Origin of the sequence: Campylobacter hominis ATCC BAA-381 (assembly GCF_000017585.1) — a bacterium.
GTDB classification, from domain to species: Bacteria; Campylobacterota; Campylobacteria; order Campylobacterales; family Campylobacteraceae; genus Campylobacter_B; species Campylobacter_B hominis.
Window position 1 is genome coordinate 174,579 of sequence record NC_009714.1, and the last position, 21,078, is coordinate 195,656.

The 21,078-nt window shown below is 33.3% G+C and carries 24 protein-coding genes; 9 read left to right on the forward strand and 15 right to left on the reverse strand.

Annotated features, from left to right (window positions below; translation table 11 throughout):
• Positions 1–3 precede the first annotated feature (3 nt).
• The 8 genes from CHAB381_RS00960 (at position 4) to CHAB381_RS01000 (ending at position 7,961) form a co-directional block, all read left to right on the forward strand.
• Entirely contained in the window at positions 4–1,026 is a 1,023-nt protein-coding gene (locus tag CHAB381_RS00960; protein ID WP_012108084.1) for a ribonucleotide-diphosphate reductase subunit beta, read from the forward strand.
• A complete protein-coding gene (locus tag CHAB381_RS00965; RefSeq protein ID WP_012108085.1) occupies positions 1,016–1,660 on the forward strand; it encodes a protein-L-isoaspartate(D-aspartate) O-methyltransferase in 645 nt (214 codons plus the stop codon). The genes CHAB381_RS00960 and CHAB381_RS00965 overlap by 11 nt, the downstream gene beginning before the upstream one ends.
• Positions 1,661–1,834: 174 nt before the next feature.
• Positions 1,835–3,124, forward strand: coding sequence for a UDP-N-acetylmuramoyl-L-alanyl-D-glutamate--2,6-diaminopimelate ligase (locus tag CHAB381_RS00970; protein WP_012108086.1), 1,290 nt, complete (start codon positions 1,835–1,837; stop codon positions 3,122–3,124).
• A gap of 213 nt (positions 3,125–3,337) precedes the next feature.
• Positions 3,338–3,682, forward strand: coding sequence for an aspartate 1-decarboxylase (panD, locus tag CHAB381_RS00980; protein WP_012108088.1), 345 nt, complete (start codon positions 3,338–3,340; stop codon positions 3,680–3,682).
• A gap of 3 nt (positions 3,683–3,685) precedes the next feature.
• Entirely contained in the window at positions 3,686–4,012 is a 327-nt protein-coding gene (locus CHAB381_RS00985) for a YbaB/EbfC family nucleoid-associated protein (protein ID WP_012108089.1), read from the forward strand.
• Positions 4,009–4,854 (forward strand): polyprenyl synthetase family protein, encoded by an 846-nt coding sequence (locus CHAB381_RS00990; protein ID WP_041570560.1) that lies wholly within the window; start codon positions 4,009–4,011, stop codon positions 4,852–4,854. The genes CHAB381_RS00985 and CHAB381_RS00990 overlap by 4 nt, the downstream gene beginning before the upstream one ends.
• A 3-nt stretch (positions 4,855–4,857) precedes the next feature.
• Positions 4,858–6,768, forward strand: a complete 1,911-nt coding sequence (gene tkt, locus CHAB381_RS00995; protein ID WP_012108091.1) for a transketolase — start codon at positions 4,858–4,860, stop codon at positions 6,766–6,768.
• A gap of 5 nt (positions 6,769–6,773) precedes the next feature.
• Entirely contained in the window at positions 6,774–7,961 is a 1,188-nt protein-coding gene (locus CHAB381_RS01000) for a hypothetical protein (RefSeq protein WP_041570442.1), read from the forward strand.
• A 444-nt stretch (positions 7,962–8,405) separates the two neighbouring features.
• Here the strand turns inward: CHAB381_RS01000 and rplQ are convergent, their stop codons facing one another.
• The 7 genes from rplQ to infA all read right to left on the reverse strand — a co-directional run bounded on the left by rplQ (position 8,406) and on the right by infA (position 11,723).
• Entirely contained in the window at positions 8,406–8,762 is a 357-nt protein-coding gene (rplQ, locus tag CHAB381_RS01005) for a 50S ribosomal protein L17 (protein WP_012108092.1), read from the reverse strand.
• The gene (locus CHAB381_RS01010; protein ID WP_012108093.1) at positions 8,759–9,775 is read right to left on the reverse strand and encodes a DNA-directed RNA polymerase subunit alpha; all 1,017 of its coding nucleotides are present in this window, start codon (positions 9,773–9,775) and stop codon (positions 8,759–8,761) included. The genes rplQ and CHAB381_RS01010 overlap by 4 nt, the downstream gene beginning before the upstream one ends.
• A 12-nt stretch (positions 9,776–9,787) precedes the next feature.
• The gene (gene rpsD, locus CHAB381_RS01015) at positions 9,788–10,414 is read right to left on the reverse strand and encodes a 30S ribosomal protein S4 (RefSeq protein WP_012108094.1); all 627 of its coding nucleotides are present in this window, start codon (positions 10,412–10,414) and stop codon (positions 9,788–9,790) included.
• Positions 10,415–10,435: 21 nt separating this feature from the next.
• A complete protein-coding gene (gene rpsK / locus CHAB381_RS01020; RefSeq protein ID WP_012108095.1) occupies positions 10,436–10,828 on the reverse strand; it encodes a 30S ribosomal protein S11 in 393 nt (130 codons plus the stop codon).
• 3 nt (positions 10,829–10,831) lie between these two features.
• Positions 10,832–11,215 (reverse strand): 30S ribosomal protein S13, encoded by a 384-nt coding sequence (gene rpsM / locus CHAB381_RS01025; protein WP_012108096.1) that lies wholly within the window; start codon positions 11,213–11,215, stop codon positions 10,832–10,834.
• Between the two features lie 3 nt (positions 11,216–11,218).
• Positions 11,219–11,332: a 50S ribosomal protein L36 gene (rpmJ, locus tag CHAB381_RS01030; RefSeq protein ID WP_005869855.1), complete on the reverse strand. Its 114-nt coding sequence runs from the start codon at positions 11,330–11,332 to the stop codon at positions 11,219–11,221.
• A gap of 172 nt (positions 11,333–11,504) precedes the next feature.
• Positions 11,505–11,723, reverse strand: coding sequence for a translation initiation factor IF-1 (gene infA / locus CHAB381_RS01035; RefSeq protein WP_012108097.1), 219 nt, complete (start codon positions 11,721–11,723; stop codon positions 11,505–11,507).
• A gap of 227 nt (positions 11,724–11,950) precedes the next feature.
• Between infA and serS the strand changes: the two genes are divergently transcribed.
• Positions 11,951–13,204, forward strand: coding sequence for a serine--tRNA ligase (gene serS / locus CHAB381_RS01040; protein ID WP_012108098.1), 1,254 nt, complete (start codon positions 11,951–11,953; stop codon positions 13,202–13,204).
• Between the two features lie 291 nt (positions 13,205–13,495).
• Here the strand turns inward: serS and pyrE are convergent, their stop codons facing one another.
• The 8 genes from pyrE to CHAB381_RS01080 all read right to left on the reverse strand — a co-directional run bounded on the left by pyrE (position 13,496) and on the right by CHAB381_RS01080 (position 21,071).
• The gene (gene pyrE, locus CHAB381_RS01045; RefSeq protein WP_012108099.1) at positions 13,496–14,104 is read right to left on the reverse strand and encodes an orotate phosphoribosyltransferase; all 609 of its coding nucleotides are present in this window, start codon (positions 14,102–14,104) and stop codon (positions 13,496–13,498) included.
• A 485-nt stretch (positions 14,105–14,589) separates the two neighbouring features.
• Complete coding sequence (locus tag CHAB381_RS01050) at positions 14,590–15,147, reverse strand: TorD/DmsD family molecular chaperone (RefSeq protein ID WP_012108100.1); 558 nt, start codon at positions 15,145–15,147, stop codon at positions 14,590–14,592.
• On the reverse strand, positions 15,137–16,780 hold the full coding sequence (locus tag CHAB381_RS01055; RefSeq protein WP_012108101.1) for a 4Fe-4S dicluster domain-containing protein: 1,644 nt from the start codon (positions 16,778–16,780) through the stop codon (positions 15,137–15,139). Before CHAB381_RS01055 ends, CHAB381_RS01050 begins: the two co-directional genes overlap by 11 nt.
• Before the next feature lie 90 nt (positions 16,781–16,870).
• Positions 16,871–17,809 (reverse strand): thioredoxin-disulfide reductase, encoded by a 939-nt coding sequence (gene trxB, locus CHAB381_RS01060; protein ID WP_012108102.1) that lies wholly within the window; start codon positions 17,807–17,809, stop codon positions 16,871–16,873.
• 66 nt (positions 17,810–17,875) lie between these two features.
• Positions 17,876–18,193, reverse strand: a complete 318-nt coding sequence (trxA, locus tag CHAB381_RS01065) for a thioredoxin (protein WP_012108103.1) — start codon at positions 18,191–18,193, stop codon at positions 17,876–17,878.
• A 61-nt stretch (positions 18,194–18,254) separates the two neighbouring features.
• Positions 18,255–18,593: a YraN family protein gene (locus CHAB381_RS01070; protein ID WP_012108104.1), complete on the reverse strand. Its 339-nt coding sequence runs from the start codon at positions 18,591–18,593 to the stop codon at positions 18,255–18,257.
• A gap of 4 nt (positions 18,594–18,597) precedes the next feature.
• Positions 18,598–19,866, reverse strand: coding sequence for a homoserine dehydrogenase (locus CHAB381_RS01075; RefSeq protein ID WP_012108105.1), 1,269 nt, complete (start codon positions 19,864–19,866; stop codon positions 18,598–18,600).
• Positions 19,866–21,071 (reverse strand): LL-diaminopimelate aminotransferase, encoded by a 1,206-nt coding sequence (locus CHAB381_RS01080; protein ID WP_012108106.1) that lies wholly within the window; start codon positions 21,069–21,071, stop codon positions 19,866–19,868. The genes CHAB381_RS01075 and CHAB381_RS01080 overlap by 1 nt, the downstream gene beginning before the upstream one ends.
• Between the last annotated feature and the right edge of the window lie 7 nt (positions 21,072–21,078).

Genomic DNA, 21,078 nt, shown 5'->3' on the forward strand with positions numbered 1-21,078 from the left:
AAAATGAAAAGAAAGAAAATATATAATCCGTTTTCAAACGAAACGCTTACAGAGCGTAAAATTTTTTCAGGAAATCCGCAAGGAATTTTAAATTTTACAAAAGCGAAATATGTATGGGCTTTAAAGCTTTGGGATATTATGGAAGCCAATACATGGTTTCCGCGTGAAGTCGATACTACAGATGATGTAAGGGATTATAATTTTAATTTAACACCTGCTGAAAAACGTATGTATGAGCTTGTTTGGAGCCAACTTATTTCAATGGACAGTTTCCAAACGAATAATTTGGCGGATAATATAAATCCTTATATAACAGCTCCTGAAATCAACGCGATTTTAGCTCGTCAAGCTTACGAAGAGGCAAATCACAGTAAAAGTTACGCTGTAATGGTAGAAGCCATTTGTCAAAACACGGATCAAATTTATGAGATGGAAAAATTTGATGATGTGCTTCGCGAAAAAAACGATTATATTTCAAGTATTTACGAAGAACTTGCGGGTGAGGTTGATGAAAATAAACTGCTTTTGGCAATGGTTGCAAATCAAATTTTGGAAGGAATTTATTTTTATTCCGGATTTTGTTCTATTTACGCGCTTGCAAGAAGCGGTAAAATGTTAGGAAGCGCTCAAATGATTCGTTTTATTCAAAGAGATGAAATTACACATTTGCTTCTTTTTCAAAATATGATAAATTCCGTTCGCAAAGAGCGCCCGGATCTTTTTAACGATAAAAATATAGCTAAAATTTATGAAATGTTTGAAAAAGCGGGCGAACTTGAAATCAAATGGGGAAAATACATCACACAAAATCAAATTATGGGTTTAACGGATGAAATTATCGAAGAATATATTCATTATCTAGTCGATAATAGATTAAGCGCAATCGGACTTAACAAAAAATACAATGCTCGTCATCCGATAAAATGGGTTGACGATTTTGCGAAATTCAATGACCAAAAATCAAATTTCTTTGAAAGCAAAGTTACGAATTACAGCAAAGGAAGTTTAAATTTCGATGATTTTTAGTGCAAGCGATTATGAAAAACGCAGATGTACGAAAATGGCGGAAAACATCGCAACCGAAATCGAAATTTCATTGCCGCTTTTTCGCGCTTTAAGTGAAATTTCTCGCAGCGAGTTTGTGCCTATTGAAGCTCATGCTTACGATTTAAATCCTCAGCCGATTTTGGGAAATCAGTGGATAAGTTCGCCTTTAACTGTAGCAAAAATGATAATGCAAACGGAATGCGATAAATGTGAAAATATACTTGAAATCGGTTGTGGAAGCGGATACGCAGCGGCCGTGCTTAGCAAAATAGTAAATAGAGTTTTTACAATAGAAAGAATAGAAAGACTTGTAAAAGAGGCGAAAAAACATTTTGAAAATTTAGGAATTTCAAATGTAAATGTGCGATATGACGACGGAAACTGCGGCTGGAGAAATTTTGCTCCGTATGAACGAATTTTAATTTGGGCGGCAAGCGAAAATGTTAACGATAGATTGTTTTCTCAGCTTGAAAACGGTGGAATTTTGCTTGCTCCGATTATAAAAGACGACAAACAATTTATCACAAAATTTCGCAAAAATATAAATGGCGAAATAAGCGAAGAAATTGTTGAAGAGTGCGAGTTTGTTCCGCTTCTAAGCGGCAGAGAATAAAATTTAGTTATCTAAAAAATGTTTTAAAATTTATTTGAATTTTTAAATTTCGGATAATAAATTTTATTTTGCTTTTTTGTATTTTATACCGACTTTTTAATCAATTTTTTTATATTTTTAATGTATAATTTTACATGCTTTTTAAATAAGTAAAATTTAAATTAAAGACCGATTATGAAAATAAAATTTCAAAATACATTTATTACCGATAATTCCAACGAATGCCAAAATGGCGCATATTTTATGCAAATCGACGCAAATATGAAATTTGCGGACAGTGCGTTAAAAAATGGTGCAAAAATCATAAGTATAGATGAAGCTAAAAAAATGCTTAATATAAATAAAAATATCAAAATCGTCGGAATCACTGGCACAAACGGCAAAACCACAACCGCCGCGGCAATTTATTCCACTCTTTTGGATTTAGGCTTTAAATGCGGATTATCGGGCACAAGAGGCGCTTTTATAAATGATTGTAGAATTGATGAAAAAGGTCTTACAACAAGTTCTGTTTTTAAAACAATCGGTTATTTGTATGAGGCAAGCAAAGAAGACTGTGAGTTTTTTATAATGGAAGTAAGCTCTCACGCAATTGCGCAAAACCGTATACAAGGACTGAATTTTGCACTTAAAATTTTTACAAATCTAACACAGGATCACCTTGATTATCACAAAACTATGGAAGAATATGCACGCGTAAAAAGCTCATTTTTCAAAGACGATACGCCGAAATTGATAAATAAGGACGCGGGCGGTATCACATACAATGAAACAAATGCACGAACTTACGCATTAAAACAGATTGCAACTTATTCTGTTTTAGCTTATAGCGTAAAAGGAGCGATTGACGCTCTTTTAAGAACACCGGATGGAGAAATTCAAATTGAAAGTCCGCTTGTAGGAGAGTTTAATTTATATAATTTAATGGCTGCGTTTGCGGCTGTTAAAATTCTTACAAATTATGATAATAAAAAAATTGCCGAAGCACTTGCAAATTTTGGCGGTGTGGAAGGTCGTGTCCAAATTGTAAGTCGCAATCCTTATGTAGTTGTAGATTTTGCTCATACGCCGGATGGAATTGAAAAAGTATTAAATGCGCTAAAAGATCACGAACTTATTGCAGTTTTTGGCGCCGGCGGAGATAGAGATAAGACAAAGCGTCCAAAAATGGGAGCGATAGTAGAGCATTTCGCAAAAACGGCAATTATTACAAGTGATAATCCAAGAAGTGAAGATCCAAATGTCATAATAGATGAAATTGAAAGCGGTATGCGAGAAAAAAACAAAATAATAAAAATAGAAAATCGCGCCGAAGCTATAAAAAAAGCGATAAGTCTTGCTAAAAACGGCGAAATGGTTGTGATTCTCGGTAAAGGCGATGAAACTTATCAGGAAATTAAAGGTGTAAAGCATCATTTTAACGATAAAGAGTGCGTTCTTGAAATTTTAAATGGCGCTAAGTGATAAAAATGAAAAATTTAGATTTTTTATCACAAAAAGCACCATTTTTAAACGCCACGAATATAACCGGCATTTTTGATAATTTTGATATTTTTTTATTGCAAAATTTAATGACTAAGAATACTATAAATTTTAATTTAAATTTTTACTTGTATAATACTTTTTGCAATAAAAAGTATAATTTAATTAAGATAAAAATATAACAAAGGATAAAAAATGACAATTTCAATGCTTCAAAGTAAAATTCACAGAGCCACAGTTACGGATGCAAATCTTAACTATGTGGGTTCAATCACAATAGATGAAGAACTTATAAAAAAAGCTGGAATGCTGGAATTTCAAAAGGTGGATATTTTGGATATAAATAACGGTGAGAGATTCAGCACATATATAATAAAAGGAAAAAAAGGTGAAATTTGCCTAAACGGTGCGGCTGCAAGGAAAGTTTGCATCGGTGATTTGGTTATAATCGTAAGTTATGCGCAAATGAGCACAGATGAAGCTCTGAATTTCAAACCTAAAATCGTGCATGTAAATAGTAAAAATGAAGCTTTGGAGTAGAATATGTTTGAAGGTTTTGATTTATCTAAAATGAATGAAATGCTTGGCGACTTACAAAAAAAGGCGCAGCAAATGGAAAACGAAAATGCAAACCGCGAGTTTAGCGTAAAAAGCGGAGCCGGAATGGTAGAAATAAAAATCAGCGGAAAAGGCGAAGTTTTAGATGTAAGTATAGACGACAGCCTTATGAGCGACAAAGACAGCCTTCAAATTTTGCTGATTTCCGCTATAAATGACGCGGTTAAACTAATTGACAATGAAAAGAAAAACTTAGCAGCAAAAATGCTTGGAGATATTGGAAATTTAGGCGGTTTCGGTTGCGAAAAATGAGCCCGCTTGAAAATTTTGAAAACTATTTACGTGAAAATCCGATAAAAGCGCCAAGTTTTCATCCTTATTTTGAAGAAGCGTTAAATTATATGCTATTTGCCGGCGGAAAACATTTCAGAGCGCAACTTTGCTTAGGTGTTGTGGAAACTATGGCACCGAAAAAACTTTCAAAAGCAATGCCTATTGCGCTTGCAATCGAGATGATTCATACATATTCACTTATCCATGATGATTTGCCAAGCGTCGATAATGCGGATTTTAGAAGAGGAATTGCTACAATTCATAAAAAATATGATGAGGTAAGTGCAATTTTAGTTGGAGATGCACTAAATACGGAGGCTTTTTATAGAATTTCACGCGCTGATTTAAACGATAATATTAAAATAAAATGCGTTGAAATTTTAAGTAAAAACGCAGGAAGCGCTGGAATGGTTTTGGGTCAGGCGATTGATTGTTTTTTTGAAAAAAAACAGCTTGAAATTTCGCAAGTTGAATTTTTACATCGTTTAAAAACCGGTGCTCTAATCGGTGCAAGCTTAGCTCTTGGTGCAACAATTTCAGAAATACCGAAAGAAAAAACTGATAAAATTTACGAAATCGGACTGAAACTAGGACTTGCTTTTCAAATAAATGATGATTTGATAGATGCCACAAGCAGTGATAAAATCGCAGGAAAACCTGTAGGACACGATGAATTTAAAAATTCATTTACAAATATTATCGGTATAGAAAATTCAAAATTATATAAAAATAGGCTGATTGCCGAAATTTTAAATGAAAATTTCGAGCCGAAACTAAAAAAAATGGTAGAAAATTTAATAGAAAAATATCTGAAAGGATAAAAGATGAATGAAAAAATTTCAAACACAATAAAATTTTTAAGTGCGGATATGATCCAAAAAGCAAATTCAGGACATCCTGGAACACCTATGGGATTAAGCGATGTTATAACTGTACTTATGCGCCATATCCGCCATAATCCAAAGAATCCGAAATGGTTGAATCGTGACAGATTGGTATTTTCAGGTGGCCACGCAAGCGCTTTGATTTACAGCTATTTATATCTTACAGGTTATGATTTGAGCTTAGATGATCTTAAAAGTTTTCGTCAAATTTACAGTAAAACTCCGGGACATCCTGAAATCACAACTCCTGGAATTGAAATAGCAACAGGACCGCTTGGTCAAGGCATAGCAAATGCAGTCGGTTTTGCAATGGCAGCAAAATTTGCCGCAAATTTACTGAATGAAGATAAAAATAAAATTATAGATCATAAAGTTTATTGTATTTGTGGCGATGGCGATTTGGAGGAAGGTATAAGCTATGAAGCCTGCTCAATTGCCGGAAATCAGAATTTGGATAATTTGGTAATAATTTATGATTCAAACAATATCACAATTGACGGCAATACAAACATTACGTGGGATGAAGATGTAAAAGTGCGCTTTGAAGCACAAGGTTTTGAAGTAGCAAGAATCGACGGACACAATTTTGATCAAATCGAATTTGCATTAAATGAAGTAGCCAACAAGACAAAGCCATATTTAATTATCGTAAATACAGCAATCGGAAAAGGCGCTTTAGAGCTTGAAGGAAGTGCAAAAACTCATGGTTCGCCACTTGGAGAAGACTTAATTGCAAGAGCTAAAAAAGCGGTCGATTTTGATCCGCAAAAAAGTTTTTTTGTTGATGAAGACGTACTTTTTGAGACACGATCCGCAATAGAAAAAGGCGATTTGGCAGAAAAACTTTGGAATGAAAAAGTGGAAAAATTAAGCGATGATAAACGTAAAATTTTAAATGAACTGCAAAATCCTGATTTTTCAAAAATTGTTTTTCCTGATTTTAGCGGTCAAAAAATCGCAACCAGAGAGAGTAACGGTAAAATTTTAAATGCAATAAGTGAAGCAATTCCGGGATTTCTAGGTGGAAGTGCAGATCTTGCCGCATCAAACAAAACCGCTCTTAAAAATTCAGGCGATTTTCCGTACGGAAAGAATATTCACTATGGTATTCGAGAACACGCGATGGCTGCAATCGGCAACGCATTCGCAAGATACGGTCTTTTCATACCGTTTTCCGCTACATTTTTTATTTTCAGCGATTATATGAAATCAGGTGTAAGACTTGCCGCACTTATGGGATTACGTCATTATTTTGTTTTTACTCACGATAGTATCGGAGTCGGCGAAGACGGTCCTACACATGAACCTATAGAACAACTTGGCACATTTCGCTCAATGCCTGATTTTTATACATTTAGACCGGCTGATGGAAATGAAAACGTAGAGTGCTGGAAAATAGCGTTAAACAACTCGAAACCTGCAGCTTTTGTGTGTTCAAGACAAGGACTTGAAAGTCTGCCGAAAGCCGTTTTCGGAAGCGTAAAAAATGGAGCTTATCTGGTAAAAGAAACAAAAGATGCAAAAATTACACTGATTGCAAGCGGAAGCGAAGTGGAGCTTTGCTTGAAAGCGGCTGAAATTTTAAAAAGCGAAAATATAAATGCAAATGTTGTATCTACGCCTTGTTTCGAGCTTTTATGTGAGCAGAATGAAGATTATATAAATAAAATTTTAAAAGGTAAAATTTTAGCCGTTGAGGCTGCAAGCGGTCTTGAATGGTATAAATTCGCAGATGAAATTTTCGGTATGAAAACATTTGGTGCAAGCGGCAAAGCGAGCGATCTTTTTAAACATTTCGGATTTACCGATAAAAATATCGCAGAAACTGCAAAAAAATTAATGAAAAAGTAGAAAGTATGAAATTTTTAATTAAAATTTTAAAAAATACCACCAAATCTTTTACTTTTGTTTTTGGCGGCGCTTTTACTGTTGCGATTGGAATCTTTATTTTTACTGCAGCTGTGATGATTTATATAGATCCTCTTAAAATTTATCATATAAACCAGGAATTCAGTAAAAAACTTTACACAAATATGCGCGTTCAAGCTGCCGGAATTATAAATAATTATGATTTTAACGGGCTGATTTTAGGCACTTCAATGCTTGAAAATACTTCAGCTAAAGAGGCGGCAAAATATCTCACTCAAAAAAAAGAGTTAAAATTTTTCAATCTCTCTCTTAGCGGAGGCAATTTTTATAAGAGAAAATTTGTTCTTGATTATGCACTGAGAAATAAAAACCTGGATATGATTTTGTATTCACTTGATGATTCCGCTTTAATAAATCCGTATGAAAAAGATTCAAATCCATCTTACGAACATATAAATTATGATTTTTTATATGATAAAAATCCGTTTAACGATATAAAAGTTTATTTTGAAACTAAATTTTCAGGATGTTTTTTTGGTGACAAAAATTGTCCGCTTAAAGAAGTTGATTTTGACAGACCGAATAAATGGTTTAATAGTAAATGGCACAGTTCGCGTTTCGGTGGCTTTGATAACTGGATAAAATTTAAGGACGATAATCAAATAAAAGATGCATTTAATGTAATAATAGACGCAAATAAAACAATATCAAGCGGCAAATTTCAAAATTTCAGCGGTGATTTTGAAAAACAGACAAAATATCTGGACGATAAAATTTTAAAATTTGTCAAAAATTACCCGCAAACGGATTTTATTCTTATCTTACCGCCATATTCTACACTTTATAAAGCTATAAAATTTCAAACAAAAAACAAAGAGTTTGATTTTGAAATGAAACTTGTAAAATTTTTGGTAAATGAAAGTAAAAAATATTCAAATCTTAAAATTTACGGCTTCAATGATTTGAATTTTACTGATGATATCGCAAATTATAAGGATTTAACACATTATAGCGAAAAAATAAATTCTCTTATGCTGAAAATGATAAGCAATAAAAAAGGATTATTAACACCGCAAAATGTGAATAATTACATAGAGAAAGTAAGCCTGAAAGCTAAAAATTTTAATATAGAGCCGTATGTCAATCAAGTTCAAAAAGCATTGGAAACAAAATGATTAATAATTGACATTGTTGTTTATTTAAAAAAATCAATTGATAAATTAATAAAAATTTGGTTTTTAATATAGCTTACAAGTTTTTTTATTTATAAGAATTTATAATATTTTTTATTAAACTTATAATTTAAACGGATAAATTTCGTAAAATAACTTATGATGATTTATTAATATTATATCGATGGTTAAATTTTTTTGCCAAAAAATTTCATATTAATATAAAAAACAGTTTAAAATTTATTTTTAAGTTTACTTCAAAATTTTTTAAGATATGCCGGTTTTATATTTAAAACAATAATTTAAAGCTTTTTTAAAGATTTAAATTTATAAATAAGTCCCGTTTTGTATTGAATTTATAACAATGTAATAAAATTTAAGATTTAATGATACTAGATAGAAATTTTGAAATTATACAAGATAGTCAGGAAAAATCCTGACTAAAATTTATTCGTTAATCAACTCAATATATGCCATTTCAGCGGCATCACCACGACGTGTGCGAGTTTTTATTATACGAGTATATCCGCCGTTTTTAGTAGCGAATTTTGGAGCTACTTCATTAACAAGCATATTTGTAGCTTCTTTGTCTTGCAAAGCTGCAAAAACAAATTTATGCGCATTGAAATCGCCTTTTCTTGCGCGTGTAATTAGTTTTTCTACATAACTTCTAAGCTCTTTTGCTTTTTCAAGTGTTGTTTCAATTTTGCCGTTTTTAACAATTGCGATTGTTAAATTTTTTAGCAAAGCTGCACGATGAGATGAAGTTCTACCTAATTTTCTATATCCGTTCTTGTGTCTCATTTATCATCCTTAGCTTTCTTTTTAAGCTCAGCTATTTTTTTGCTAAGCACTTCTTTTTTGTCTTTAATCTCTTCATTTCCTATCGGATAACCGATTTCTTCCATAACGGATTTAATTTCTTCGAGAGATTTTTTACCTAAATTTTTAATACCTTTTAATTCGCTTTCGTCCATAATAACAATTTCACCGACAAATTTGATATCCGCTTTTTCCAAACAATTAAAGCTTCTTGCGCTCAAATTTAAATTTTCAATGCTTTCAAAAAGTTTTGAATGTTCACCGCTTGGAATTTGTTTTGTGAAACTTTTGCCGGTATCGATATCTACAATGCCTTTGAAAACTGACATTTGTTGATACATTGCTTCAAGTGCATTTTTGAATGCGTCAACCGCACTTACTTGACCGTCGGTTGTGATTGTAAAAATGATTTTTTCATAATCGGGATTATCTTCTACGAATACATTTTCTATATCATAAATAGCGCGAATTACAGGTGTAAAGAATGCATCAAGCGCAATATAATCGCTACTTACATAATCTCTAATAGATTCACTCGGCACATATCCGATTCCTTTTTCTATTACAACGCTAAATTTCAAATCCGCATCTTCGTTTATTGTTGCCAAATAAGCATCAGGATTTACTATTTCTACAATATCGTTATTTAAATCTTTGCCTGTAATTTCTTTTGGACCGGTAAAATTGTATTCGATAACTTCTCTTTTTGAATCACCTTTTATCTTAAATCTTATTCCTTTTAGATTTATAATAAAAATTGCGACATCTTCAAGCATACCTCTCATACTGTCAAATTCATGACTAACACCGTCAATTTTAACGGCAGTCGGCGCATAACCGACTGTACTTGTATAAAGAAGTCTTCTTAAAGGGTGTGCAAGAGTAACCGCATATCCCGTTTCAAATGGATAAGCTATAATTTTAGCAACATTTTCGCTGACATTTTCAACTTCAATTTCAGTTGGCATATAAGCTGATGTTGTGATTTTTCTCATTATCGCCCCCTATTATTTAGAGTAAAGCTCTACTATAAATCTTTCCTCAATAGGAATAACAATTTCATCTCTTTCAGGTTTGCGTGTGAAAATTCCGAATTTTTTATCTTTCTCCACATCTACCCACGCAACAATTCCTGTTTGAGCTGTAAGTTCTACAGCGCGCAAAATTTGCGGATTATTTTTACTTTTTTCCGCTATTTCGATTTTTTGACCTACTTTTACGCTATATGACGGTATATCCACTCTTTTGCCGTCTACCAAAATGTGTCCGTGAGTAACAAGTTGGCGAGCAAATCTGCGAGTTGTAGCAAAGCCCATACGATAAACTAAATTATCAAGTCTTTGTTCCAAAAGTTGAACCAGAATTTCTCCTGTGTTTCCTTCTCTTCTGGCAGCTTCTTTAAACAATCTTCTAAATTGTTTTTCACTTAAACCGTACATAAATTTCGCTTTTTGTTTTTCTCTTAATTGTGAGCCGTATTCACTTACTTTTGCGCGTCTTTGTCCGTGTTGTCCCGGTGCATAAGGACGTTTCAAGAGTGCTGATTTGCCAGCAAGTCTTCTTTCGCCTTTCATAAAAAGATCAACGCCAAGTCTTCTTTCTAATTTTTCAACTGGACCTGTATATCTTGACATAATATTCTCCTACTTTCTAACTTACACTCGGCGTCTTTTTGGTGGACGGCAACCATTGTGTGCTAATGGTGTAATATCTTTAAAAAATGTAACTTTTATTCCTTCAATCGCACCAATGCTTTTTACAGCAGTTTCTCTACCGCTTCCCGGACCTTGAACTTTGATACCGACTTCTTTTATTCCATGCTCTTTTGCTTTATTTAATGCGTCTTCAACAGCTTGTTGCGCAGCATATGGAGTTGATTTTTTACTTCCTTTAAAATTAAGCGCTCCTGCACTGCTCCAAGCAATTGCATTGCCCATTTCGTCGGTAACTGTAACCATTGTGTTATTAAATGTAGCAGATATATAAACAATACCTTTTGCTATACTTTTTTTAACTACTTTTTTCTTTAATATTTTCTTTTCCGCCATTTTCTATTCCTTATTGGCAGCAGCTGATACTGCACCTACAGTTTTACGTTTACCTTTTCTGGTTCTTGCGTTTGTTTTTGTTTTTTGACCGCGCACAGGAAGACCTTTTATATGTCTTAAACCACGGTAACAACCTAAATCCATAAGTGATTTGATATTCATAGAAACTTCTTTTCTTAAATCACCTTCAACCATATAATGTTCTTGGATTTCTTTACGGATTGCAGCGACTTCATCTTCGCTTAAATCAGCGACTCTTTTGTCATAAGAAATGCCTGTTGCATCAAGAATTTTTCTTGAAGTAAAAAGACCTATACCATAGATATAAGTTAGGCCGTATTCAATTCTTTTTTTCTTTGGTAAATCTACACCTGATATACGAGCCATATTTTATCCTTGTCTTTGTTTATGTTTTGGATTTTCACAAATTACGTGAACAACACCTTTACGCTTGACAATTTTACATTTGTCACACATCTTCTTCACAGAAGGACGAACTTTCATTTCAGTCTCCTAAAAAATTTTTCCACTTTTTTATGCAAACTGCACTCAGGTTTAACGAAATTTCATTTGAAAGTATCAAACCAACTGTTTTCAAAATAGTGGTAATTTTGAAAACACTTCTTCACACAGCTTAGTTGCAAAACGTTAATTATATAAAAATTTTGCTTTATTTTTACTTATACCTATATGTGATTCGACCTTTATCAAGGCTATAGGGTGTAAGTTCGACTTTTACTCTGTCTCCTGGCATAATTTTGATATAGTGCATTCTCATTTTTCCTGCAATATGACACAAAATTACATGTTTGTTGTCAAGTTCTACTTTAAAAGTAGCATTTGGCAATGCTTCAATGACATTTCCATCAATCTCGATTACGTCGTCTTTTGACATTTTTCTCCTTTCTTGATTTTAAAATTTCAGTATAACTTTTGATTATACAGAAAATAGAATTTAATTTTTCTTAAATTCTTATAAGTATAAATTTAGATTTTGAATAAAATATACAATTTTTAATAAAAAACCGTAAAAAATACACATCAAAAATATATTACAAAATTTTATGCCTTTAAGATTATTTTGGATACAATAACAAAATTTTAATTCTAAAGGCATAAAATATGATAAACCTTAAACTGATTGAAACAAATTTTGATGAATTTAATAAAAAACTTATTGCAAAAAATGTAAAAAATGATGTATTAAGTACTCTTTTAGAAGCTTATGATGAGCTTAAAAAAGATCGTTTAGAGTTGGAGAATTTGCAAAATTTACAAAATACAAAAAGCAAAGAATTTGGCGAAATAATGCGTCAAAAAGGTGATGCAGGTGAGCTTAAAAAAGAGCTTTCGATAAACAAATCAAAAATTCAAACTCAAAGCGAAATTGTAAAAGCCGCCGAAATAAAGCTTGATAAAATTGCATCCTGTGTGCCGAATATAATAGATGATGATGTACCTTTCGGTGCTGATGAAAATGAAAATGTCTGCATAAAAAAGATTTTACAACCGCCTGTTTTTGATTTTCAGCCGAAAGAGCATTTTGAGCTTGGTGAAAAACTCGGCTGGCTCGATTTTGAGCGCGGTGTGAAACTTAGCGGAAGTCGTTTTACTGCGATAAAAGGTATGGGTGCTAAGTTAAATTTGGCGATTATAAATTATATGATTGATTTCAATCAAAGTCGCGGTTTTGAACTTGTAAATTTGCCGTTTTTAGTAAAAGATGAAATTCTTTTCGGCACGGGACAGCTTCCGAAATTTAAAGACGATCTTTACAAAGTAGATAATGACGAGCTTTCTTTATATCTAATTCCAACTAGCGAGGTTACGGCTACGAATTTTTACAATGGTGAAATTTTAAGCGAAGATGAACTTCCTGTGAAATTTACCAGTTATAGTCACTGTTTTCGCAAAGAAGCCGGTTCCGCAGGAAAAGATACACGCGGAATGATTCGTCAACATCAATTTGAAAAAGTTGAACTTGTATCCATCACAAAGCCTGAAGATAGCGATAAAATGTTTGATGAGATGGTAAGTTGTGCGAGCGATCTGCTAAAAAGTCTTGGGCTTGCGCATCGCCAAATGATGCTTTGTAGCGGTGATTTAGGCTTTTCAGCAGCTAAAACAATCGATCTTGAAGTTTGGCTTCCAGGACAAAATACATATAGAGAAATAAGTTCTATTTCAAATTGTCGCGATTTTCAGGCAAGAAGGGCAAAAATTCGCTACAAAGATAAAAATGGTAAAAACCGTCTGGTAAATACGCTAAACGGCTCATCTTTGGCAGTTGGTCGCACACTTGTAGCTATAATGGAAAACTACCAACAAAAAGATGGCTCAATTAAAATTCCAAAAGTTTTAGAGGAATATCTTTAATATTTTTGCAATAGTAAAATTAATTGCAAAATTTAATTTATTTTCCAAAATTTTAAATTAAAAAACGCGGCAAGTATAAGTTGGATATTTTTGTTAAATGTTTTTAAAAATTTAATATAGATAAATATTTTTGTGCATTTTATTAAATCTAAAATTTTAAAACAAATTTTAGATTTAATGCGCTTTAAACTATAATTTCAAAGTAAAAAATACGTTTAAAATATCGAAAGACCTGATTTTTTAAACGTATTTAAAAAAAGATTTTACAAAATCAAATTGATTTTGTAAATTTCAGTTTCCGCGACTTCCAGGTTTTATCGCCACGCTTCCTGTTTTGCAAAGCGGGCAATTTTCAGGCTCATAAATATCAAATTCAAAATTTCCAAGTGTAAAAAGAGGTTTGTTAAACGGTAATTTACAGCTTTCTTTTCTTTCGTTTCCTAAATTTTGTACTGCGCAGAAGCCGCGATTTGCAAGCGCCGCAAACGCTACAACTTCGCCACCAAGACTTTCTATGATTTTTGCGCTTTCCAAAGCTGAGCCGCCTGTTGTTATGATGTCTTCGCAAACTATGAATTTTTCGCCTTTTGATACACTAAATCCGCGTCTAAGAGTCATCTTTTTATCAACTCTTTCTGTAAAAATAAATCTTTTGTGCGCCGATTTTGCAAGTTCGTAGCCGGCCAAAATTCCGCCAAGTGCAGGCGAACAGACGCTATCAAACTCAATGCCCGCATTTTTTATTACATTAAAAAGTTCATTTGCCAATTCTCCTGCTATCCAGGGAAATTCCAAAATTTTAGCGCTTTGTAAATAAAATTGTGAGTGATTGCCGCTGCTAAGCAAAAAATGACCTTCTAAAAACGCGCCATGCTCTTTATAAATTTTTTCGATATCCATAATTTTCCTTTAAAATTTTTTTGTCATTTTAACCAAAAATCACTTAAAATTTCCAAACACCGTAAATGTGATTTCGTTTAAAGTTGCTTTATGGCGCTGTATTATTGCGATACAGTATAATTGAAATAAATTTATAAAAATTTTATTTTTAATGATAAAAATGAGATTTCAGCAAAAAAACAATCAGCGGTTTATTTGATAGATAAAAAAATTTTACTATTCCGGTTTATCAAAGGGCTTATTTGTGGGAAGAAAAGCAATTGAGAGATTTTTATCTTGATTTAAAGGAACAAAATGTGTGTGTAAACTACATTTAAATATAAAATTTTAAAATCCGATGATTGTGCATTTTTATTGTAAATAATATTTTTGATTAGATGATATGCAGAACTGTTCGCAAAATAAAAAAAGAAAAATATTCACTTTTCTTAGAATGCGGTTGAATTATTTTTATATGTTTCTCAAAATTGCGGATGCTATAAGTTTTAACATTTTATTGTGCGTTCAAGTTCAATAAAATCGCGTAAAATTTTTCCTATACTTGCAAAAAAAACTGCATTAGGATGAGAAATAAGTGCGCTTGAAAATTTATCGGCGATTTTATCTATTACGCTGCTGAAAAGTTCGCGAGATAGCGCCATTTCGCCGTTTTTAAGCAAAACAGACATAAAATAAAATATAAAACCTATAAAATCTTCATCGTTTTTTTCTTTTTCGTTTCTTCTAAATTTGCTTCTTTTCAGGATATTACTCACAAAAATTTTCATTTTTCCTTCGTCTCTTCCTTCATTATAAAAAGAGGCGCTTAGTGCTACATTTGAAATGGAAAAGTCAAATAAGACGGCATTTTGCTCCGCTTTAAAGCTCTTAAAATCAAAACTTTTTAAAATTTCAAAATTTTGCGCGTCGCCAAGAGGCGATTTTTGTAAAATTTCAAGCTCTTTTTTCCATTCCAAAAATTTTTTATCATCTTCGTAAAAGAAAAAAATAAATGCAAGAAATTCATAATAAAGTGCTCTTGCAGCAGTAATTTCAGTTTCCATTTTGTTCCTTTAGCTGCTTTTGTATCATTAATTTTGCTTTGCAATCACTGCAACAAAAAAGTGATTTCATTTTATAAGTATCGCCTGTGAAACTGTCTTTTAAAAGTCCTGCTACGCGCATTACCGATTTTTTGGTTGCAAATTTTTTGCCGCATTCGATACAGGCGAAAAGTTCATCGTGAGCTAATGTTTGATATTCAAAAAAGCTTTTTTGCAGATCAATTTCATTTGTTTGAATCGCAATTGTGCCTTGTTCGGCGCAACTTTTAACGCAGGCACCGCACGCCGTGCAAAGTGAAGCGTTTAATTTTATCGCGTTTTCTTCACTATCTGCTATCAAAGCGCCGTTTTTGCAAGCTCCTGCACAACTTGCGCAAAGCGTGCAAGTATCTTCATTTATAGAAATTTGAGCAAATTTCGGATGCTCATCAAGCGAAATTTTCCCCAAATTTTCATTTTCCACTAAAATACCAAGTCTTTGACTTAGAATTTCGCGTGAGTTTTGATTTACAAAAGGTATATCGAAATATGCTGTTTTTTCGGTTTTATTTAGTGCACTTTGCAGTTCATTTTCATTTTCAACCGTTATAATAGCTGTTTTGTGAAATTTTAAATCATAAATTTTATTTACAAAATTGATATTTTGTTTTGTAATTTCATCTAAATAAGGTGTAAAAAATATCATATTTTGTCCGCTTTGTTCCAAAATCGACAAAAAATGGTTCGCTTTTAAAAATTTGTCGTTTGGTATTACGAAATACAGCGCATTTTCAGGTAGAGTGATATTTTGCGGCAAGTTTTTTTCGCTAAGTAAAATTACAAAGCGATCTTTATAAAGTTTTGCTATTTTTTCAAAACTTTCAATACTCATTTTTGCAAGTTCCAGCGCGCCGCTTGGGCAAATTTGCACGCATTTAGCGCATTTTACGCAGTCAATATGAGAAAAATTAAGTTTTGCATTTTCTTTATCTTTTAAAATCGCAACAGTTGGACAAACATCAGCGCAAAGCCCGCAGCATTCAGTTTTTGAGCCGTCAAAATCGCAAATTTTATGATTATAACTTACAAAATTTTCATATTCATAAACAGGTGTTTTTTTGCTTAAAAGTTCTAAAATTTCATTTTCATCTAAATTCGAAATCTCGTAACATCCGCTTTGAGTTAAAAATTTTTTATCGGTGTTTTCACATATAAAAAAATCGCATTCAGTTTCCACGTCTTGCGTGATTTGCACATAAATTTCGCCTATTTTTCCATATACAGATTCTACTTCGTCGTTTTTACAGGTTATTACTTTAAAACCGGCTTTTTGGAGCGTTTCTACTACAGTTTTTCTTGGTGTTTGACTCATATAAATAACATTTTTGCCGACATTTTGCGAATTTGGTAAATTTGTGGCAAAATCAAAAGATAAAGCTCTGCTTTCGTATAAAATTTTTACATTTTTGGCTTTTTCGAGCATGCTGTTTTTTGAATTTGCCAGATAGTTGTTAATCTCGGGGGCGTAAATTTCAGCTTTTATTTTTGGCGAATTGGCAACCAAAAAAAATTCATCATTCGGCGCTTCTAAAATATTAATCTCATCGCTAAAAATAAGTTCGTCCGATGTTTCATTTAAAAACGCAAAGTCCATTTTTTTTAAATCCTATTTTTTATAATTTTTACAGATAAATTTATATTACAAAACTCAAAATTTTATATAAATTTTAAAATTTAGGTTATCTTAGTGCTGATTTTCTATATAATTTATTGCGCTAAGAGCAGCTATTGCGCCATCTCCGGCTGAACAAACAACTTGTTTCGGCGCGTCTTGTCTAATATCGCCTGCTGCAAAAAGTCCCGGCACATTTGTTTGCATTTTCAGATTTACGACAACTTGTCCGTTTTCGTTCATTTCACATATAAATTCGCCGTTTTCGTCTTTTAAAATATCATTTCTGACGTCCAAACCGATAAATGTAAAAATACCCGGTACTTTTAAATTTCTGATTTCGCCGTTTTTATTTTTTATTACGATTTCGCAGACACCGCTATTATCGCCTTTTATTTCATTTACTACGCTATTTGTGATGAGTTCTATTTTTTTATTTTTTTTAACTTTTTCTGTTGTGCTTGGCACTGCACGAAATGAATCTCTTCTATGAATCAAATAAACTTTCGAGCAGATATTTGCCAAATATAAACTCTCTTCAAGCGCAGTATCGCCGCCCCCAACGACAGCTACTTCTTTTCCTTTATAAAAAAATCCGTCGCAAGTAGCGCAGGTGCTTACTCCTTTGCCAAAAAATTCATCTTCGCCTTTTATACCGGCTTTCCTTGGCGCAGAACCTGTGGCGACTATGACCGCTTTTGCAAGTTCACTTTTGCCGTTTTCCAAAAATATTTCAAATTCGCCGTTTTGTTTTTTTGCGACGCGCTTTACTTTTATCATTTCGTGTTTTAATCCGAAACGAAAGCATTGCTCCTGCCAAGCCGACATAAAGCTGATTCCGTCCATTTTATCGGCTACACCCGGATAATTTTCGATTTCAGAGCTTGATGTGATTTGGCCGCCCGGCATTCCCATTTCAAACATTACTACATTTTTTAAACCGCCGCGCGTAGCATAAAGTCCTGCACTAAGTCCGGCAGGTCCGCCGCCGATAATTGCTAAATCCAACATTTGCATTTCCTTAAAAATTTAAAAAATATAAAATTTTGGACGCTTTTGGCGACCAAAATTTAGAAATTATAGAAGTGAGTTGATTTTATCTGCGATAACTTGTTTTGATTGTGCACCGATCATTTGAGCTTTGATTTCGCCGTCTTTTATAAAAAGAAGTGTCGGAATGCTTCGCACACCGAATTTTGTCGCTAAATCTTGTGCTTCATCGGTATTTACTTTACAAATTTTAGCTTTACCTTCAAAATCTTCCGCAAGTTCTTCAATTACAGGTGAAAGCATTCTGCATGGTCCGCACCATGGCGCCCAGAAATCAACTAAAACCGCACCTTTTGAAGTTTCAGCGTCAAAATTCGCTGATGTCAATTCTATATATTTTCCCATTTTGTCTCCTCTAAAATTTTTATAATTATACTTTAAATTGATTAAATAAAAAGTAATGAATTTACAACGAAATGTTTTCTATAAAACTTATTTTTTCTTTATTTATACCTATAAAATCGACTTGAAAATCAGTTTCATTTTGTTTTTTAGTAATGTAAAATTTTATTGTTTTTAAAATTTTACTGAATTTGTATGATGTTATTCGGTAAGCCGTTTCGTAATTTTTGCTTGTCGCTTTTACTTCAATAAAATGCAAAATTTCATCTTTTTTGGCGATGATGTCTATTTCTCCGAATCTTGAGTGAAAATTACGCTCTAAAATTTCATAGCCGTGAGATTTTAAAAATTTCACGGCTATGTTTTCACTTTCAAAGCCGAATTTATACTCTTTTAATCCCAAAATTTTACTCTTCTATACGGATCATCGCAACTTTTTGTTTTAAATAACTTTGTGTATTTAAAATTTCAATTACATTTTGAATATCTTTTTCAAAACTTGTATGAGTTGTAAAAAATAGCGTTACATCGCTTTCTTCTTTTGCTTTTGGTTTTTGTAAAAAGCTGTCGATTGAGATATTATTTTCGCTCATTATATTTGTAATTTTTGCCAAAACACCTTTTTTATCTTCTACTTTTAATCGCAAATAGTATTTTGTCATAATCTCACATGCAGGAAGCAACTTCATTTGATGAATTTCATTTTGCATTTTATACCCTAGCATCGGGCTTTTTGTGCCGCGTGCTATGTCTATCAGATCGCTTATTACAGCGCTTGCAGTAGCTTTTCCTCCAGCTCCAGGTCCGTAAAATAGTGTTTCGCCGACACAATCTCCGTAAACGCTAACCGCATTCATCACTCCGCCGACATTTGCAAGCATTTTGTCTTGCGGTACCAAAGCCGGATGGACACGAAGTTCTACGTTTTCATCGTCAATTCGCTTTGCTATTGTGAGAAGCTTGATTACAAACTCGAATTCCTTTGCAAAATAGATGTCTTCCTGCGTGATATTTTCTATACCTTCAATCAAAATATCTTCCGGATTTCCGTGCACACCATAGGCAATGCTTGCTAAAATTAAAAGCTTGTGCGCCGCGTCAAATCCTCCTATATCAAATGCAGGATCGGCTTCCGCGTATCCTAAATCCTGCGCTTTTTTTAATACAATGTCAAAATTTTCGCCGTTTTGAGCCATATTTGTTAGAATATAATTACTTGTTCCATTCATAATTCCGGTAATTTTTAAAATTTTATTTGCCGAAAGTCCCTCGCGCAAAGCTTTTATAATCGGAATTCCGCCGGCCACGCTTGCTTCAAAACCAAAAGGTGTGTTTCCTGCCAAACTTTGAAGACTGTATCTATGGTAAGCTAAAAGTGCTTTATTTGCGGTTACTACGGCTTTTTGTTTTTTTAAAATTCGGTTTATTATCCTGTAAGGCTGTTCTACACCGCCCATTAATTCAACAAAAACATCAATATCGTTGCGATCTATTACGCTATTCAAATCATCACTAAGAGGAATTTTGCAATTTCTCTGTTTATTTAAATTACGGACTACGCCTATTAAAGGCACGATTTTCACGCCTGAGCGAGCTGAAATTAATTTTTTGTTTTCAATCAATATATTCGCGACTTCGCTTCCAACCGTGCCGACGCCCAAAATTGCTACATTCATCAAATCTCTTTTAGGTATTTTTTGATATTTCTTGCCGCTTGTCTGATACGATTTTCATTTTCTATAAATGCGATTCTGACGTAATCGTTTCCTAAAACGCCAAAGCCTATTCCCGGGCTTACTGCGATATTAGCTTTTGTAAGAAGTTGTTTTGAAAATTCCATACTTCCTAAATTTAGACATTTTTCAGGCAATTTTGCCCATGCAAACATCGAAGCTTTAGGTTTTTCAATATGCCAACCGGAATTATCAAAAGCTTCAAGCAAAACATCACGACGATGTTCATAAGTTTGGCGAATTTTATCCACGCAATCTTGCGGTCCATCAAGAGCGATAGTTGCCGCTACTTGAATTGGTGTAAACATTCCGTAATCAAACCATGATTTAATCTTTTTAAGCGCTGCGACAAGGCGTTTATTTCCGCATACAAAGCCAACTCGCCAACCAGCCATATTATAAGATTTCGATAACGTATAGCCTTCAACTGCTACATCTTTTGCACCATCAACTTCAAATATAGACGGTGTTTTGTAACCGTCATATGCAATTTCAGCGTAAGCGATATCTGAAATTATATAAAATCTCTCTTTTTTAGCCATAGCGACCAAACGCTCATAAAAGCTCTTTTCTACGGTTACGGTTGTTGGATTGTGAGGGAAATTTACAACCATATATTTTGGTCTTGGAATACTTTCGTCAAATGTTTTTTGCAAATCATAGAAAAATTTATTTTCATCAAGTACAAAATCCGCTGAATAGTTCATAGGCATTTTTACGACGTTTCCGCCCGCTATTATGAAAGCTTGCGTATGAATAGGATACGCCGGCTCAGGTACTATGGCTACATCGCCTGGATTTGTGATAGCCATAACTAAATGTACAAAACCCTCCTTGCTTCCCATTGTTGCGACGACTTCGGTTTCAGGGTCAAGTATTACGCCGTATTTTCTTTTATACCAATTTGCGCATGCTAAACGAAGTTTGTAAATACCTTGGCTGACGCTGTATCCGTGAGTTTTATCTTTTTGGGCGCTTTCGCAAAGTTTATCGACTATGTGCTGAGGTGTCCTGCCGTCAGGGTTTCCCATCGAAAAATCGATAATATCTTCTCCATTTCGCCTAGCAGCCATTTTTATGGCATTTACTTCAGCAAAAACATAATTTGGCAAACGTTCAATTCTATTAAAATGAATCTCGTCAAACATAAAATCA